The 15,601-nt window shown below is 62.6% G+C and carries 17 protein-coding genes and 1 tRNA gene; 6 read left to right on the plus strand and 12 right to left on the minus strand.

Annotation, left to right across the window (positions count from 1 at the left end; translation table 11 throughout):
• Positions 1 to 218: 218 nt before the first annotated feature.
• The 6 genes from AB3X39_RS09190 to AB3X39_RS09215 all read left to right on the plus strand — a co-directional run bounded on the left by AB3X39_RS09190 (position 219) and on the right by AB3X39_RS09215 (position 5,350).
• Complete coding sequence (locus tag AB3X39_RS09190; protein ID WP_369417073.1) at positions 219 to 419, plus strand: DUF3460 family protein; 201 nt, start codon at positions 219 to 221, stop codon at positions 417 to 419.
• The gene (locus AB3X39_RS09195; RefSeq protein WP_369417167.1) at positions 403 to 1,242 is read left to right on the plus strand and encodes a segregation and condensation protein A; all 840 of its coding nucleotides are present in this window, start codon (positions 403 to 405) and stop codon (positions 1,240 to 1,242) included. The genes AB3X39_RS09190 and AB3X39_RS09195 overlap by 17 nt, the downstream gene beginning before the upstream one ends.
• Before the next feature lie 127 nt (positions 1,243 to 1,369).
• A complete protein-coding gene (locus tag AB3X39_RS09200; protein WP_369417074.1) occupies positions 1,370 to 2,110 on the plus strand; it encodes a PhnD/SsuA/transferrin family substrate-binding protein in 741 nt (246 codons plus the stop codon).
• Between the two features lie 54 nt (positions 2,111 to 2,164).
• The gene (panB, locus tag AB3X39_RS09205) at positions 2,165 to 3,031 is read left to right on the plus strand and encodes a 3-methyl-2-oxobutanoate hydroxymethyltransferase (protein ID WP_369417075.1); all 867 of its coding nucleotides are present in this window, start codon (positions 2,165 to 2,167) and stop codon (positions 3,029 to 3,031) included.
• Between the two features lie 16 nt (positions 3,032 to 3,047).
• On the plus strand, positions 3,048 to 3,911 hold the full coding sequence (panC, locus tag AB3X39_RS09210) for a pantoate--beta-alanine ligase (protein ID WP_369417076.1): 864 nt from the start codon (positions 3,048 to 3,050) through the stop codon (positions 3,909 to 3,911).
• Positions 3,911 to 5,350, plus strand: a complete 1,440-nt coding sequence (locus tag AB3X39_RS09215; protein ID WP_369417077.1) for a S41 family peptidase — start codon at positions 3,911 to 3,913, stop codon at positions 5,348 to 5,350. Before panC ends, AB3X39_RS09215 begins: the two co-directional genes overlap by 1 nt.
• Positions 5,351 to 5,469: 119 nt before the next feature.
• On the opposite strand, the gene AB3X39_RS09220 is transcribed toward AB3X39_RS09215, so the two are convergent.
• From AB3X39_RS09220 to AB3X39_RS09275, 12 genes are all read right to left on the minus strand, one after another.
• Positions 5,470 to 5,805, minus strand: coding sequence for a hypothetical protein (locus AB3X39_RS09220; RefSeq protein WP_369417078.1), 336 nt, complete (start codon positions 5,803 to 5,805; stop codon positions 5,470 to 5,472).
• A 148-nt stretch (positions 5,806 to 5,953) separates the two neighbouring features.
• Complete coding sequence (ppdK, locus tag AB3X39_RS09225; RefSeq protein ID WP_369417079.1) at positions 5,954 to 8,767, minus strand: pyruvate, phosphate dikinase; 2,814 nt, start codon at positions 8,765 to 8,767, stop codon at positions 5,954 to 5,956.
• Between the two features lie 129 nt (positions 8,768 to 8,896).
• Positions 8,897 to 8,971, minus strand: a tRNA-Val gene (locus AB3X39_RS09230).
• Between the two features lie 46 nt (positions 8,972 to 9,017).
• The gene (gene dnaQ, locus AB3X39_RS09235; RefSeq protein ID WP_369417080.1) at positions 9,018 to 9,728 is read right to left on the minus strand and encodes a DNA polymerase III subunit epsilon; all 711 of its coding nucleotides are present in this window, start codon (positions 9,726 to 9,728) and stop codon (positions 9,018 to 9,020) included.
• 1 nt (position 9,729) lies between these two features.
• Complete coding sequence (gene fdx / locus AB3X39_RS09240) at positions 9,730 to 10,068, minus strand: ISC system 2Fe-2S type ferredoxin (protein ID WP_369417081.1); 339 nt, start codon at positions 10,066 to 10,068, stop codon at positions 9,730 to 9,732.
• 16 nt (positions 10,069 to 10,084) lie between these two features.
• Positions 10,085 to 11,950, minus strand: a complete 1,866-nt coding sequence (gene hscA, locus AB3X39_RS09245) for a Fe-S protein assembly chaperone HscA (protein WP_369417082.1) — start codon at positions 11,948 to 11,950, stop codon at positions 10,085 to 10,087.
• Between the two features lie 6 nt (positions 11,951 to 11,956).
• Positions 11,957 to 12,484 (minus strand): Fe-S protein assembly co-chaperone HscB, encoded by a 528-nt coding sequence (gene hscB / locus AB3X39_RS09250; protein ID WP_369417083.1) that lies wholly within the window; start codon positions 12,482 to 12,484, stop codon positions 11,957 to 11,959.
• 11 nt (positions 12,485 to 12,495) lie between these two features.
• Positions 12,496 to 12,816: an iron-sulfur cluster assembly protein IscA gene (iscA, locus tag AB3X39_RS09255; protein WP_369417084.1), complete on the minus strand. Its 321-nt coding sequence runs from the start codon at positions 12,814 to 12,816 to the stop codon at positions 12,496 to 12,498.
• Positions 12,813 to 13,199 carry a Fe-S cluster assembly scaffold IscU gene (iscU, locus tag AB3X39_RS09260; protein ID WP_369417085.1) on the minus strand — a complete coding sequence of 129 codons (387 nt, stop codon included), beginning with the start codon at positions 13,197 to 13,199 and terminating at the stop codon, positions 12,813 to 12,815. Before iscU ends, iscA begins: the two co-directional genes overlap by 4 nt.
• A gap of 18 nt (positions 13,200 to 13,217) precedes the next feature.
• Positions 13,218 to 14,432, minus strand: coding sequence for an IscS subfamily cysteine desulfurase (locus tag AB3X39_RS09265; protein WP_369417086.1), 1,215 nt, complete (start codon positions 14,430 to 14,432; stop codon positions 13,218 to 13,220).
• 38 nt (positions 14,433 to 14,470) lie between these two features.
• Positions 14,471 to 15,004, minus strand: a complete 534-nt coding sequence (gene iscR, locus AB3X39_RS09270) for a Fe-S cluster assembly transcriptional regulator IscR (RefSeq protein WP_369417087.1) — start codon at positions 15,002 to 15,004, stop codon at positions 14,471 to 14,473.
• Between the two features lie 26 nt (positions 15,005 to 15,030).
• Complete coding sequence (locus tag AB3X39_RS09275) at positions 15,031 to 15,594, minus strand: low molecular weight protein-tyrosine-phosphatase (RefSeq protein WP_369417088.1); 564 nt, start codon at positions 15,592 to 15,594, stop codon at positions 15,031 to 15,033.
• Positions 15,595 to 15,601 lie beyond the last annotated feature (7 nt).

Here is a 15,601-nt window from a genome sequence, read left to right on the forward strand (position 1 = left end):
GAGGCTTGCAGCGCTTGCTCGACATCTCCAACACTTGGCAACTTCTTCAACCCCACCCATCAACGTCAGATCAGTTGGAATTTGTGGGTAATGGATAGCTTGGGGGAGAGGGGTTGGGGTGAGGGCTGTTCTTGTCGGCCTTTTGCGCACCGAAATCATGCGCAGCGTGATAGCTCGCCCGTAGAATCGCGCACCCTGACCCCTTGGAGCTTTGCACCATGCCTCTGTTCTGGAAGCCCTACCAATCCGAAGCCACCCAGTTCATCGAATCGCTCAAAAAGCAAGATCCGACGCTGGAATCCCGCCAGATCGCGGGCCGTGCGTTGCTGTGGGAACAACCCGTGAGCCGGGAAGAGGTGCGTGAAGTGACCGCCGCACGTGTGGCTCAACAGCCCTACGTCTATCAAACCCACGCCTGAATCCACAGGACCGGACGCTGATCCGGCAGGGGCAGATCCCGTCGCCAAGGCCCGCCTCTACGGCGAGCCGATGTTTGCGCTGCCCCAGGACCTGTACATCCCGCCCGAAGCCTTGGAGGTGTTTCTCGAAACCTTCCAAGGTCCGCTCGACTTGCTGCTGTACCTGATTCGGCGGCAGAACTTCAACATCCTCGACATCCCGATGGCGGATGTGACGCGTCAGTACTTGGCCTACATCGACCAATTACGCGCGCACAACTTGGAGCTGGCCGGCGAGTACTTGCTCATGGCCGCCATGCTCATCGAGATCAAGTCGCGCATGCTGCTGCCGGTGCGCCGCGCCGATGAAGGCGCCGAAGCCGAAGACCCACGCGCGGAGCTGGTGCGTCGCTTGCTCGAATACGAGCAAATGAAGCAAGCTGCCCTCGAGATCGACGCCTTGCCGCAGCTCGGGCGCGACTTTTTGCCCACCGGCTTGTCCATCGAAACCGTGGCCTTGCCGCGCCTGCCCGAGGTTCGCAGTGAAGACTTGCAAGAGGCTTGGGCGGCGATCTTGGCGCGCGCCAAGCTGGTGGAGCACCACCACATCGCCCGCGAGGAGCTTTCGGTGCGCGACCACATGGGCCAAGTGCTACGCCGTTTGCAGCATTGCCGCTTTGCCGAGTTCAACACCCTGTTTGACCTGAGTCACGGCGTGCAAGGCTTGGTGGTGACCTTCATCGCCGTGCTGGAGTTGGCCCGCGAACAGCTGATCGAACTCACCCAAGCCGAAGCTTTCGCGCCGATCTATCTGCGGCTGGCGTTCCGCAGTTCCGCAGACTGAACCAGAACTGAACAAAAAGTCACAAAGCAGGTTCAGGCTGCGCCGGCTTAAGGCCCACAACATATCAGGAAAAACTTATATTTGCGCCCTTCAAACACGCCAACGTACCCGCCTTGGAGGAAGTCCCTTGACATCGCGCCTGCACTTTTCCGTTTGCCCCCATGACACCGCTAAAAACGTGGCGGGTTGGTTCCTGATCAATACCTACTTGCAACGACGTTTAGATCTGGCCATCCATTTCGAACCGTGTGACAACGTCAACGACGAGCGTGAACAGGTCTTGGCCGGGGGTTACGAGCTGGTGTATGCCAACCCGTATTCAGCGCTGCGCTACTGCGAACAACGCCAGTTCGTGCCCATTGCTCGTCCCACAGGTCTCTACGATGAAACCTTGCTGATTGCCCGCGCTGGCGAAGCCCTGCCCACCACACGTCCGGTGCAGATCGCTTCGGCCTCAGATCGGCTGATCGTGCATTTTCTGGGACTGACCTTGCTGGAGAAAGTCGGCCTGCGGGTTTCGGATTGCGAGTCCAAATTCGTCGGCAACCACCTCAAGGTGCTGCAAGCAGTCGTCAGCGGTCAGTGCGAGCTGGGTTTTTTGTTCAATGAAACGTGGCAAGGCTTGTCCGCCAAAACCCAATCGGGCCTTCAAATCTTGGAACAAACCCGCAATCAGCAAGCGTTCCACTGTTTCTGCGTGGGCCCGGCGTTGGCCGATCGGGCCGAAGAGGTGCAAGCCATTCTTTGCAGCATGAAAGACGACCCCCAAGGGCGCCGCATTCTGGAAGATCTACGCTTTGCGGGTTTTGAGCCCGTCACCATGGACGGACTGCATCATCTCAACACCTTGGTGGGCATGTCGGCATAGAACCTAGAATCGCGCGTCAGCCCGCCCTCAAGGACTTCTGGACTTCACGCGCTCATGAGCAGTCACGCCGAACCCGCTTCCCCCATCCCGGGCACCCGCCGTCCCCTGACCTTGCACCGCCTCCACGAGATGCACGCCCAGGGCGAGAAGATCACCATGCTCACGGCCTACGACGCCACTTTGGCGCGTTTGGCCGATGAAGCCGGTTGCGACACCCTCTTGGTGGGCGACTCGCTGGGCATGCTGATCCAAGGCCGCGACAGCACCTTGGGCGTGAGCTTGGACGACATGGTCTATCACACCCGCTGCGTCGCTCGGGGCCTGGCCGCTGGCGGCGGCACGGCGTGGTTGGTGGCCGATTTACCCTTTGGCAGCTATCACGAAAGCCGCGATCAGGCCATGCGCTCAAGTGCCGCCTTGATGCAAGCGGGCGCGCAGATGGTCAAGCTCGAAGGCGGCGGCTGGACGGCGGAGGTAGTGCGCTTCATCACCGAACGCGGGGTGCCGATCTGCGCGCACTTGGGCCTGACGCCGCAAAGCGTGCACGCCTTGGGCGGCTACCGCATTCAAGGCCGCGACGCTGAAGCGGCCAGCCGCTTGCGCCAGCACGCCCGCGAGCTGCACGAGGCCGGGGCCGGCATGATGGTGCTGGAGCTGATGCCATCGAGCGTGGCAGCCGATGTCCAAGCCGACAACCCGCAGCTCATCACCATCGGCATCGGCGCAGGCCCGGCCACCGCCGGTCAAGTGCTGGTGGTCCACGACATGCTGGGGCTGACACGCGGCAAGCTGCCGCGCTTTGTGCAGAACTTTCTGGCCGAGGTGGCCCAAGAAGGGGGCGATGTCGCCGCCGCCTTGCGCGCCTACGTCCAAGCGGTCAAAGACGGCCGCTTCCCCGACCCCACCCGCCACGCTTACTGAACAACGCAACCCTCTCATGGACATCTTCCAGACCCTGCCTGAACTGCGCGCGGCCTTGTCTCAACCCGGCCAAGAGCGGCCGGCTTTTGTGCCCACCATGGGCAACTTGCACGACGGCCATCTGGCGCTGATCCGTCAAGCGCGCCGCAGTGGGCGCACGGTGGTGGCCAGCATCTTTGTGAACCGGCTGCAATTCGGTCCGAACGAGGACTTTGATCGCTACCCGCGCACCTTGGCCCAAGACAGCGCCTTGCTGGCCGAAGCGGGCTGCGATGTGCTTTTTGCGCCCGACGAAACCGTGCTCTACCCCACGCCGCAGACCTACAAGGTGCAGCCCGATCCAGCCTTGGCCGACATCCTGGAAGGTCACTTCCGCCCGGGCTTTTTTATCGGCGTTTGCACCGTGGTGCAAAAGCTCTTTCAGTGCGTGCAGCCGGGCATGGCGCTGTTTGGCAAAAAGGACTACCAGCAATGGCTGGTGCTGCGCCAGATGGTCGAGCAGTTCGCCATGCCGATCACCATGGTGGCGGGCGAGACCGAACGCGCAGCCGACGGCTTGGCGCTGTCCTCGCGCAACGGCTACCTGAGTGCGCAGGAGCGCGCCGAAGCCCCGGAGCTCTACCGCGCCTTGCAACGCCTGGGTCAAGCGGCCCGCCAAGCCAGCCACCCAAGCGGGGCACACGCTGATCTGGCCGCCCTCGAAGCCCAAGCCATGGCCGATCTGGCCGCACGCGGCTGGCAACCGGATTACCTCACCCTGCGCCGCCGCAGCGATCTGCTCGCCCCCACGCCTGAAGATCAAGCCCAAGCCAGCCCGTGGGTGGTGCTGGGCGCCGCCCGTTTGGGCCGGACCCGATTGATCGACAACCTCGAAATCTGATGCGAGCTCGCCTCGGCGCCGTACCCACCATCGCCGCTGCGTTGACGACGGTGATGGGTTTAGCGGCCTTGGTGAGCTGTGGGGGTGGCAACGGCCCGCACATAACTGGCATCACGACGACCACGATCTGCGGCTTGGCCGAGCAAAAAAGCTGGCTGCTGGCCGATATGCAGGACGTGTATCTCTTTGCCGACCGCCTGCCCAGCGTCGATCCCGCGCCTTTTGGCACCATCGAAAGCTACTTCGACGCCTTGCTGGTCAAGAAGGATCTGGACGGCATCACGCCGCTGGATCAGTGGAGCTACGTTCAAGACAGCGCCAGCTACAACCTGAGCTTCTCGGCGGGCCAGACCTTGAACTACGGCGTGACGGTGGCCGGGCGACCCGAAGACCCGAGCCCCATCCGCATCCGCTACATCGCGCCCCACTCCCCCGCCGAGGCCGCTGGCTTGCAGCGCGGCATGGTGCTGGAAAGCATCAACGGCGTCCCCACCAGCACGATGCAAGCCGCCGGGGCTTTTCCACTGCTCACCCCCAGCGTCGTGGGCCAAAGCATCAACCTCAGTGTGCGCGACAGCGTCACCAGCCTCACCCCACGCAGCGTCCGGCTGACAGCGGCGGTCTATGACCTCTCGCCGGTCGATACGCGCTACAGCCGCGTTCTGCATCTGCCCCATCCAGCCAACCCCAGCGCCGCGCCGACCGCTGTGGGGTATGTGTTCTACAAGGATTTTCTCAACGGCTACAACCCCGACGGCAGCCTGCGGCCCGATCTGACGACGCAGCTGGCGCAGTTCAAAGCCCAAGGCGTGACCGAGCTGGTGCTGGACCTGCGCTACAACGGTGGCGGCTACATCAACTTGGCCCAAGAGTTGGCCTCGGCCATCGGCGGCAGCGCCCTCGACAACCGCATCTTTGGCAGCCTGCACTACAACGCCCGCCACAGCACCAGCAACGGCAACTACCTCTTCCAAGCCAGCGCCAGCACCGCGCTCAACCTGAGCCGCGTCTATGTCCTCACCGGCCGACGCACCTGCTCGGCCAGCGAATTGGTGATCAACGGCCTCAGCCCACACATCCAAGTCATCCAGATTGGCAACAGCAGCTGCGGCAAGCCCTTTGGTTTTCAGCCGCAAAGCTACTGCCAAAAAACCTACAGCGCCCTGCGCTTTGAAGTCTTCAACAGCGCCGCCCAAGGCCGCTACTACAACGGCCTCGCCCCCACCCCGGGCTGCACCGTGGCCGACAACTTCGATCTGCCCTTGGGCACCGACACCGAAGCCCTCACCCACGCTGCCCTCACCCACATCCAAACCGGCACCTGCCCCGCCGTCGCCAGCGCCAACCCAACCCCGCTCGGCCGCCGTACCCGCTCACAAACTCCGTCCACCTCACCGACCTTGCTTGAAGGTGATGGCACGCCGGGTGGGATGCGGTAAACATCCACCACCGTGGTTGCGAGGGTGCGGCGCTTGGTGGCTACGAATCAACCAACCCGCCTTCGTGAAAACCGAGGAGATCCGGGTTGAACCGCAGGTTAGCCATCGCGAATTTCGAATTACTTTGAATCCAACTCTGGACAAACCACTTCCTTTGCCGCTGCAACAAGTGGCTTCGCACGGTGTCCGAAGAATTCGGCATAGTTATCGATCATCATTCTTTCGGGCACACCTTGCTTCATCGCCTGACATGCACCGACCGCAAATTGGTAGTAGCTCCTCGCAAGGTTATCCGCACCTTCGCGAGAAACATACGCATCCCACTGGGTCCGTTCGGCGGTCCCAATTTTTCGATCAAAGGCTTGGAAAAATTCCTTTTCTTTTCCCGGTTCTTGAGATGAGGCAGTCAGCGGTACTGCAAGAAAAATGACAGCGCCGAGAGATGCGATCTTCATTTGCCCGCTCCCTTCAACACCACCCACTGACTCGCAGGAATCAGCTCGAACGGTGGTTGTGTTCCGGTCCTTCGATAGGCTCATGGCGCACGGACCAACGTGTGCTCCCCTCGCCCGATACATGCGGGAGAGTGGCTGGGGGTGAGGGCTATTCGCTTGATGCTTCGATCACCGCTGCTTGTGCTGCGGCCAGACGGGCGATGGGGACGCGGAAGGGCGAGCAGCTGACGTAGTCGAGGCCGGCGCGGTGGAAGAAGGTGATGGAGGCGGGGTCGCCGCCGTGTTCGCCGCAGACACCCAGCGAGAGATCGGGCCGGGTGGCGCGGCCTTGGCGGGCGGCCAGGGCAACGAGTTGGCCGACGCCTTCTTGGTCGATAGAGCGGAAGGGGTCGTGCTCGTAGATGCCGTGGTGCAAATAGGCCGGCAAGAAGCTGCCAGCGTCATCGCGTGAGAAACCCAGCGTCATCTGCGTCAGATCGTTGGTGCCAAAGGAGAAAAACTCGGCCCCTTGGGCGATGCGGTCGGCCACCAAAGCGGCCCGTGGGGTCTCGATCATGGAGCCGACGCGATACGCCACTTTGGCCCCTTGTTCGGCAAACACCTGTGCGGCCACGCGGTGGACGAGATCGGCTTGCAGGCTGAACTCGCGCAAAGTGCCCACCAGCGGAATCATCACCTCGGGTTCCACGGCCAACCCCTCAGCTTGGACGTTGAGCGCCGCTTCAAAAACGGCGCGGGCTTGCATCTCGGTGATCTCGGGAAAGCTGATGCCCAAGCGACAGCCCCGGTGGCCGAGCATGGGATTGAATTCATGCAGCGCCTCGACCCGCTGGCGGATCTGGGCGATGGGCAGACGCATCTGGCGCGCCATGGCTTGTTGACCGGCTTCGTCGTGCGGTAGGAATTCGTGCAGCGGCGGGTCCAGCAGGCGGATCGTCACCGGCAGACCGGCCATGGCGCGAAAGAGCCCGTCAAAATCACTGCGCTGCATGGGCAGCAACTGCGCCAACGCTTTACGCCGCCCGGCTTCGTCGTCGGCCAAGATCATTTCGCGCACCGCCCGGATGCGATCACCTTGGAAAAACATGTGCTCGGTGCGGCACAGGCCGATGCCCGTGGCCCCGAGGCGGCGGGCGACCAGCGCGTCTTGGGGGGTGTCAGCGTTGGCGCGCACGGCCAAGCGACGATGACGATCGGCCAGCGCCATCAGGGCGGCGAGATCGCCGCTCAAATCGCTCTCAAACACCGCCCGCGTGGGAATGCGCCCGTCAAAGACTTCGCCGGTGGAGCCGTTGAGCGAGATCCAGTCGCCCTCATGCCACGTCAGCGCGCCGATGCGCATGGTGCGAGCCTTCAGATCGACCTGCACCGCCCCGGCCCCCGAGATGCAGCACTTGCCCATGCCACGCGCCACCACGGCGGCGTGCGAGGTCATGCCGCCGCGCGCAGTCAGGATGCCTTGGGCCACGCTCATGCCGCGCAAGTCCTCGGGCGAGGTCTCTTGGCGCACCAAAATCACCGCCCGGCCGTCAGCCCGACCATCACCACGCTCGCCCTTGGCCCAAGCTTCGGCCTCGTCGGCAAAAAACACCACCTGTCCGGTGGCAGCGCCGGGCGACGCCGGCAACCCCCGGGCGATGGGCCGAGCGGCTTGCAGCGCTGCGGGCTCAAAGACTGGGTGCAGCAGATCGTTGAGTCGATCCGGCGTGACCCGCAACAGCGCGGTGGGCTCATCGATCAGGCCTTGGGCGAGCATCTCCATGGCGATGCGCACCATGGCCGCGCCGGTGCGCTTGCCATTGCGGGTTTGGAGCATCCAGAGCTTGCCTTCTTGGATGGTGAACTCCATGTCCTGCATGTCCTTGAAGTGGTTCTCCAGCAAAGTCTCGGCTTGCAAAAGCGCCTGAAAAATCGTCGGCATCAGCTCTTCCAGCGAGGGGTAGCGCGCTTGGCGCTCGACTTCATCCACCTGCGCCAGCTCAGCCCAGCGGCGTGAGCCGATCAACGTGATCTGCTGTGGCGTGCGAATACCGGCCACCACGTCTTCACCCTGGGCGTTGACCAGAAATTCGCCGTTGAACAAGTCTTCACCCGTGCCGGCGTCGCGGCTGAAGGCCACGCCCGTGGCGCTGTGCTCGCCACGGTTGCCAAAGACCATCGCCTGCACGTTCACCGCCGTGCCCCAAGACTCGGGGATGTCGTTGAGTTGGCGGTAAACCACCGCCCGCTCGTTGTGCCAGCTCTCAAACACCGCCAGCACCGCGCCACGCAACTGTTCCCACGGATCGGTCGGAAAGTCGCGACCGATGCGCGCGCGGATCAGCGCCTTGAAGCCCTGCACCAGTTCTTGCAGATCGGTGGTATCCAAGTCGGTATCGAGTTTGACGCCCTTGTGGGCTTTGACCCGGTCGATCACCACTTCAAAAGGATCGCTGTCTTCTTTAGAGGTGGGTTTGAGGCCCATCACCACATCGCCGTACATCTGGATAAAGCGCCGGTACGCATCCCACGCAAAGCGCTCGTTGCCGGCCTTGCGGCCCAACCCGATCACCGCCGCGTCGTTCAGCCCCAAGTTCAAGATGGTGTCCATCATCCCCGGCATCGAAGCGCGCGCGCCTGAGCGCACCGAAAGCAGCAGCGGATCGTTGGCATCGCCAAAGCGCTTGCCCATCTCGGCCTCGATATGCGCCAAGCCCGCGCGCACCTCGGCTTCGATGGCGGCCAGCAACACTCCCGCGCCATCTCGGGTCGAAAGCGCGCAAGCCTCGGTGCTGATCGTGAAGCCCGCCGGCACCGGCAGCCCCAAGCGGCACATCTCCGCCAAATTGGCCCCCTTGCCCCCCAGCACATCCTTCATCCCCGCCCCACCCTCGGTGCCTTGAGCCCCAAAGCGGTAAACGTACTTGGGGACATGCGGGGGTTGCTGGGCGGAAGGCGGCAGAGCGTGGATCGGGGTGTTCATGGGGAAACCTCCGTGTCTGGGAGCAAAGATTCAACAGGTTGAATCTGATCGTAGCCCGAACAGACAACAAAAAAGCACCGAGGTCAAAACCTGGGTGCTTGATTGGCGGAAGTACTGCTTGATGTGTCCTGGTGGGCGGTGCAGGGTTCGAACCTGCGACCCCTGCCGTGTGAAGGCAGTGCTCTACCGCTGAGCTAACCGCCCTTTTATCAACATCGTCACGGACATCGTTGATATCAGGAGAATGCGATTATAGAGCTATTTTTTGCCAAAGAGCTTTGCCCTTTGAAAATTTATCAAGTTCTTCGACCATCGCGCGGTGGGCAACGCGCTCAGCCTCGGTGGGCGGCTGAATGATCAGGGTCAAGGCGCTGAAATCAGCCAAGGCCCCGGCGCCACCCGCATGGCCGCCGTGAGCGTCGTCATCGTCCATGGCGAAGGTTTTTTGGCCGCGCGTCATGCGCAGGTAAACCTCGGCCAGCAACCCGGCGTCGAGCAAGGCGCCGTGCAGCGTGCGGCCGGTGCTATCCACGTCCAAGCGCTTGCACAGGGCGTCGAGCGAGTTGGCCTTGCCGGGGAACTGATCGCGCGCCATCAACAGGCTATCGACCACCGGCCCGGTATGGCTGGCAAACGTCGGCTTGCCCAAACGCTTCAACTCGGCGTTGAGAAAGCCCAGATCGAAAGCCGCGTTGTGGATGATGATCTCGGCGCCAGCGACGAAGTCGAGCAGCTCATCGACCACCGCCGCAAAGAGCGGCTTGTCGGCCAAGAACTCATCGGTCAGGCCGTGGATCTTGACGGCGTCTTCGTGGCTGGCCCGCTCGGGGTTGAGGTAGTGGTGAAAGGTGCGGCCGGTGAGCTGACGATTGTCCATCTCGATGCAACCGATTTCGATGACCCGGTCGCCTCGGTCTGGGTGCAGGCCGGTGGTTTCGGTGTCCAGAAAGACTTGTCGCATCTCAGTGCTTTTCTTTGGCGTGATTGATCGAGTAACGCGGGATCTCGATCACCAAATCGGTCTTGGCGACGATGGCTTGGCAGGCCAAGCGCGAATTGGGCTCCAGCCCCCAGGCACGATCGAGCAGATCTTCCTCGGTCTCTTCCATCTCACCCAGCGAGGCAAAGCCTTCGCGCACGATGACGTGGCAGGTGGTGCACGCGCAGCTCATCTCGCAGGCGTGCTCAAGCGCGATGCCGTTTTCAATCAAGGCTTCGCAGATCGAGGTGCCCACGGGCACCTGCACGCTGGCACCCATGGGGCAATATTCCTGATGCGGCAGGATCCGAATGATGGTCATGCGTCCGTGTTCCTGTTCAAACTTGGTCGATGTTGCGCCCAGCCAAGGCTTGGCGAATACCGCGATTCATACGCTCAGCCGCAAAAGCTTCGGTGCCGAGTGCCAAGGCTTTGGTGGCGATCTCGATCGGCTCGGGCACCTCGCCCTTGGCGGCTTGCTCGGCGCGGTCGATGAGGCGCTCGATGTCTTCACGGGCATCGCCGTCAAGCAAATCGCCGTCAGCGGCCAAGGCCGAACGGGTCGCCAGCACCAGCCGTTCAGCCTCGACGCGCGCTTCACGCAGCACGCGCAAATGCATATCGCTCTCCGCCGAGGCAAAACCGTCTTGCAGCATCTGCGCCACTTGATCATCGGCCAGCCCGTAGCTGGGTTTGACGACGATGGAGGCTTCGACGCCTGAGACCATTTCGCGCGCAAAGACCGAAAGCAACCCGTCGGCATCGACTTGGAAGGTCACGCGGATGCGCGCCACCCCGGCGGCCATCGGCGGGATACCGCGCAGCTCAAAGCGCGCCAGCGAGCGGCAATCGCTCACCAGCTCGCGCTCGCCTTGCACCACATGCACCGCCAACGCGGTTTGACCGTCCTTGAAGGTGGTGAAGTCCTGCGCCTTGGCCACGGGCAAGGTGGCGTTGCGCTCGATGATGCGTTCCACCAAGCCGCCCATGGTTTCCAAGCCAAGGGAGAGCGGAATCACATCCAGCAAGAGCAATTCGCCTTGGACCGAGTTGCCCGCCAACGCGTTGGCTTGGATGGCGGCGCCGATGGCGACCACTTCGTCCGGGTTCAGATTGGTCAGCGGCTCGCGGCCAAAGACCTTGGCCACGGCTTGGCGCACCTGCGGCATGCGGGTCGAGCCCCCCACCATCACCACGCCTTGAACCTCGTCCACCGTGACGCGCGCATCACGCAGCACGCGCTTGAGCAAGCTGACGGTGCGCTGGGTCAACGGAGCGGTCAAGGTTTCAAACGCCGCCCGGCTCACGGAAAGCGCCAAGGTACCGACGCGCAGCGCCAGCTCCACATCAAAGCTCTCGGCCACGGTGAGCCGCTCTTTGCAGGCCCGGGCCGCTGTTTGCAGCCGGCGCTTGTCCGAAGGGCTCAGGGTTTCAAGGGCGGGCAGCCCGGCTTGGGTCAGCAGACCTTGGGCCAAGGCTTCGTCGTAGTCATCGCCACCCAGCGCCGCGTCGCCGCCCACGCCCACCACCTCAAACACCCCGCGCGACAAGCGCAGCAGCGAGATATCGAAGGTGCCGCCGCCCAGATCGAAGACGGCGTAAAGCCCTTCGGACGCATTGTCCAGCCCATAAGCGATGGCGGCGGCGGTGGGCTCGTTGAGCAAGCGCAACACGTTCAGCCCGGCCAGACGCGCCGCATCTTTGGTGGACTGGCGCTGAGCGTCGTCAAAGTAAGCCGGCACGGTCACCACCGCACCGTACAGATCATCGACAAAGGTGTCCTCAGCCCGGTAACGCAGCGTGGCCAAGATCTCGGCCGAGACTTCGACCGGGTTTTTCAGGCCGTCGCGGGTCTCAATGGCCACCATGCCGGGTTGATCGACAAAGCGATAGGGCAACTTGTCGCGCCCAACCACCTCGGCCAAGCTGCGCCCCATGAAGCGCTTGACCGACACCAAGGTGTTTTCCGGGTCGTCGCCCTGCGCCGCCAACGCCGCCGCCCCGATCTCGCGCCGACCTTGGCCCAGATAACGCACCGCCGAGGGCAGGATCACCCGGCCTTCGGCGTCCGGCAAACATTCAGCCACCCCGTGGCGCACACACGCGACCAAGGAATGGGTGGTGCCCAAATCAATGCCCACGGCCACGCGCCGCTGATGGGGGTCCGGCGCCTGTCCCGGCTCGGAGAGTTGCAACAAAGCCATGAAGAATCAGGATTCCAAGAGATCAAGCTGCCGATGCACATCAGCGGCGAATTTGCGCACAAACATCCAAGCGCGCACCTGTGCAGCAGCGGCCGACCAGTCTTGGCGGGTGTCGATCACCTCGGCCAAGGTGGTTTGGAGCTGGCGCTCTTGCTGTGCCACGGCCTCGGCCAAACGGTCGAGCTCGGCGCTGTCACGCGCTTGCACGGCCTCATCCAAGGCTTCGCGCCAAGCCATTTGCTGCATCAAAAAAGCAACCGGCATGGCGGTGTTGGTTTCAGCACCCACCGAGACGCCATGCAGCAAGCACAACTGCGTGGCGCGCTGGATCGGGTCTTTGAGACGCTGATAGGCCTCGTTGACCCGCACCGCCCATTGCATGGCCACGCGCTGCGCGGCAGCCCCTTGGGCGGCAAAACGATCGGGATGGACCTCGGTTTGCAGCGCTTTCCAGCGTGCATCAAGGCTGGCGCGATCTTGGGCGAAGGCCCGAGGCACACCCAACAGATCGAAATCGTTGTCGTCGAGTTTCATCGCGCAGGCGCTCAGACCCGGAAGGATTCACCGCAACCGCAACGATCTTTCTCGCGCGGGTTGTTGAAACGGAAACCTTCGTTCAGGCCTTCGCGGACGAAATCGAGCTCGGTGCCGTCAAGGTACGGCAGGCTCTTCGGGTCGATCAAGATCTTGACGCCGTGATCCTCAAAGACTTTGTCCTCGGGGGCGATGTCATCGGCGTATTCCAGCTTGTAGGCCAGACCGGAACAGCCGGTGGTCTTGACCCCGAGACGCACGCCCACGCCCTTGCCCCGACGGGCGAGGTAACGCGTGACGTGCCGGGCGGCGGCATCGGTGAGCGTGATCATGCGGCGTGCCGAGCCTTGTAGTCGTCCACGGCCGCCTTGATGGCGTCCTCGGCCAAGATCGAGCAATGGATCTTGACCGGGGGCAGCGCCAGCTCTTCAGCGATGGCGGTGTTCTTGATCGTCAAGGCTTGGTCCAAGGTTTTGCCCTTGACCCATTCGGTGACGAGCGAGCTCGAAGCAATCGCTGAGCCACAGCCGTAGGTTTTGAACTTGGCGTCTTCGATCAAGCCGGTGGCCGGATTGACGCGGATTTGCAGCTTCATCACGTCGCCGCAGGCTGGAGCACCCACCATGCCGGTGCCCACGTTTTCATCGGTCTTGTCGAAACCACCCACATTGCGCGGATGTTCATAGTGGTCGAGGACCTTGTCGCTGTATGCCATGTCGTTCTCCTTCGCGGCTTAATGCGCCGCCCACTGGATGGCGCTGATGTCCACGCCGTCCTGATACATCTCCCACAGAGGGGAGAGTTCGCGCAGCCGCGACACCTGATCCTTGAGCACCGAGACCGCGTAATCGATCTCGTCTGGGGTGGTGAAGCGGCCCATCGTCATGCGCAAGCTGGAATGCGCCAATTCATCGCTGCGACCCAAGGCGCGCAGCACGTAGCTGGGCTCCAAGCTGGCCGAGGTGCAGGCCGAGCCGGACGACACCGCCAAACCCTTCACGCCCATGATGAGCGACTCGCCCTCGACGTAATTGAAGGAAATGTTGACGTTGTGCGGCACGCGCTGGGTCAAGTCGCCGTTGATGAAGGTCTGCTCGATGCCGGCCAAACCGTCGAACAAACGCTTTTGCAGCCCACGGATGCGTTCGAGCTCAGCCGCCATCTCAACGCGGGCAATGCGGAAAGCTTCGCCCATACCGACGATTTGATGCACCGGCAACGTGCCCGAGCGCATGCCGCGCTCATGGCCGCCGCCGTGCATTTGCGCTTCCAGCCGCACACGCGGCTTGCGCCGCACGTACAACGCCCCGATGCCCTTGGGCCCGTAGGTCTTGTGCGAGGCCAGGCTCATCAAATCGACCGGCAAGGTGGCCAAGTCGATCGCCATCTTGCCGGTGGCTTGGGCTGCATCGACGTGGAAGACGATACCGCGCTCCCGGCACAGGGTGCCGATGGCTGTCATGTCTTGGATCACACCAATCTCGTTGTTCACCGCCATCACCGAGACCAAGATGGTGTCGGGCCGCAGCGCCGCTTTGAAGGCGTCGAAGTTCAGCAAGCCGTCTTCTTGCACATCAAGGTACGTCACCTCGAAGCCTTGGCGCTCCAGCTCACGCATGGTGTCGAGCACCGCTTTGTGCTCGGTCTTGACCGTGACCAGATGCTTGCCGCGTGTCTTGTAGAACTGCGCTGCACCCTTGATGGCGAGGTTGTTCGATTCGGTCGCGCCCGAGGTCCAGACGATTTCGCGCGGATCAGCACCAATCAACGCCGCAACCTCGTGCCGGGCCTTTTCCACCGCCTCCTCGGCTTCCCAACCCCAAGCGTGACTGCGTGAAGCGGGATTGCCAAAGTGCTCGCGCAGCCAAGGAATCATGGCGTCCACCACACGCGGATCGCAAGGCGTGGTGGCACCGTAGTCGAGATAGATCGGGAAGTGAGGGGTCATGATCGGCAGAAATCGGTATTGCGCATCGCGCGTTGAGATCACTTGTTGAAGACGTTGCCCAAGGCAAAGACCGAATTGGGCGCGGTGATCTTGATCGGTTTGAGCACGGGCTGGCTGGAGATGGCGCGCTTGATCGCCGCCTCTTCCACCGCCACGCCCCGGGCGAGCTGGTCATCGACCAAGCTTTTGAGGGTGATCGAGTTGAGGTAGTCCAGCATGCGGGCGTTGAGGCTGGCCCAGAGGTCATGCGTCATGCAGCGCCCGGTTTCATCGCCCATGCAGTTCTCTTCACCGCCGCAGCCCGTGGCATCGATGGCTTCATCGACGGCCACGATGATGTCCGAGACGGTGATTTCCTCGGCCTTGCGCCCCAAGGAATAGCCACCGCCGGGACCGCGTGTGCTTTCAACCAGTTCGTTGCGACGCAATTTGCCAAACAACTGCTCAAGGTAGGAAAGAGAAATCTGCTGGCGCTGGCTGATGGCGGCCAAAGCCACCGGACCGCTATGCTCGCGCAGGGCCAGATCGATCATCGCCGTGACAGCGAATCGTCCTTTGGTGGTCAGTCGCATGAGAGAACTCCTTGAACCCGAGTGATTTAGTCAATTATAGGCGAGTCCGTCACGGGTTCCGGTTCGCCACCCACTGCGGGCTCACTTGGCTCGACCGGATAAAGCCGAGCGATCAGGCCATCACACGTCACCTCGATCAGATCCAAAACCCGCTCGAAGCCCGCTGCGCCGCCGTAATAGGGGTCAGGCACAGCTTGGGGCAAACCTTCCGGCGCGAAGTCCATGAAGCGATGGATCCGCCCTTGGAGTTCCTCGGGACAGCGCTCCATCAACTCACGCAGATTGTCGTTATCCATCGCCAAAATCAGGTCGAAGGTCTCGAAGTCACCATCGACCACCTTGCGGGCCTGAAGCGTGGACAGGTCATAGCCCCGGCGAGCCGCGTGGGCGATGCTGCGCTCGTCGGGCGATTTACCGACGTGATAAGCCTGCGTGCCGGCGGAATCGAGTTCCACCCGGTCCGCCAGACCATGGCGCAGCAGCCGGTGACGCAGCACAGCCTCAGCGGTGGGCGAGCGGCAGATGTTGCCCATGCACACCATCAAGATGCGCAACTTGACCGCCGAGCGGCGCGGAGAAGAGGAAGCCATAAATCAC

This window comes from Leptothrix ochracea (genome assembly GCF_041083635.1).
Classification (GTDB): domain Bacteria; phylum Pseudomonadota; class Gammaproteobacteria; order Burkholderiales; family Burkholderiaceae_C; genus Sphaerotilus; species Sphaerotilus ochraceus.

Excerpts from the sequence above, each read along its gene's own strand:
- AB3X39_RS09190 (WP_369417073.1), top strand. The coding sequence starts at position 219 with ATGCCTCTGTTCTGGAAGCCCTACCAATCCGAAGCCACCCAGTTCATC.
- panB (WP_369417075.1), top strand. The coding sequence starts at position 2,165 with ATGAGCAGTCACGCCGAACCCGCTTCCCCCATCCCGGGCACCCGCCGT.
- panC (WP_369417076.1), top strand. The coding sequence starts at position 3,048 with ATGGACATCTTCCAGACCCTGCCTGAACTGCGCGCGGCCTTGTCTCAA.
- AB3X39_RS09215 (WP_369417077.1), top strand. The coding sequence starts at position 3,911 with ATGCGAGCTCGCCTCGGCGCCGTACCCACCATCGCCGCTGCGTTGACG.
- AB3X39_RS09220 (WP_369417078.1), bottom strand. The coding sequence starts at position 5,805 with ATGAAGATCGCATCTCTCGGCGCTGTCATTTTTCTTGCAGTACCGCTG.
- ppdK (WP_369417079.1), bottom strand. The coding sequence starts at position 8,767 with ATGAACACCCCGATCCACGCTCTGCCGCCTTCCGCCCAGCAACCCCCG.
- dnaQ (WP_369417080.1), bottom strand. The coding sequence starts at position 9,728 with ATGCGACAAGTCTTTCTGGACACCGAAACCACCGGCCTGCACCCAGAC.
- fdx (WP_369417081.1), bottom strand. The coding sequence starts at position 10,068 with ATGACCATCATTCGGATCCTGCCGCATCAGGAATATTGCCCCATGGGT.
- hscA (WP_369417082.1), bottom strand. The coding sequence starts at position 11,950 with ATGGCTTTGTTGCAACTCTCCGAGCCGGGACAGGCGCCGGACCCCCAT.
- hscB (WP_369417083.1), bottom strand. The coding sequence starts at position 12,484 with ATGAAACTCGACGACAACGATTTCGATCTGTTGGGTGTGCCTCGGGCC.
- iscA (WP_369417084.1), bottom strand. The coding sequence starts at position 12,816 with ATGATCACGCTCACCGATGCCGCCGCCCGGCACGTCACGCGTTACCTC.
- iscU (WP_369417085.1), bottom strand. The coding sequence starts at position 13,199 with ATGGCATACAGCGACAAGGTCCTCGACCACTATGAACATCCGCGCAAT.
- AB3X39_RS09265 (WP_369417086.1), bottom strand. The coding sequence starts at position 14,432 with ATGACCCCTCACTTCCCGATCTATCTCGACTACGGTGCCACCACGCCT.
- iscR (WP_369417087.1), bottom strand. The coding sequence starts at position 15,004 with ATGCGACTGACCACCAAAGGACGATTCGCTGTCACGGCGATGATCGAT.
- AB3X39_RS09275 (WP_369417088.1), bottom strand. The coding sequence starts at position 15,594 with ATGGCTTCCTCTTCTCCGCGCCGCTCGGCGGTCAAGTTGCGCATCTTG.